Source organism: Pseudoalteromonas sp. AWH4_217, assembly GCF_056161105.1.
Window position 1 is genome coordinate 1 of record NZ_JBSWYM010000107.1, and the last position, 210, is coordinate 210.

A 210-nucleotide genomic window follows, 5' to 3' on the forward strand; every position below is an offset into this window, starting at 1 on the left:
CCCATGCCGAACTCAGTAGTGAAACGAAATAGCGCCGATGATAGTGTGGGGTTTCCCATGTGAAAGTAGGACATCGCCAGGGCCTTATAAGAGAAACCCGTTGCAGAAATGCAGCGGGTTTTTTGCTATGTGCGATTTAAAAAGATGTAGACAGAATGGCGTTGTCTATTCGTCCATGAAGCTGGTATCTAGCAGTCTTTGGACACACTT

1 rRNA gene is annotated in these 210 nt (G+C 46.2%); it reads left to right on the forward strand.

Features of this window, described 5'->3' with window-relative positions:
* Nucleotides 1–82 (forward strand): 5S ribosomal RNA (rrf, locus tag ACXAH1_RS24830); the annotation flags it as partial.
* Between the last annotated feature and the right edge of the window lie 128 nt (nucleotides 83–210).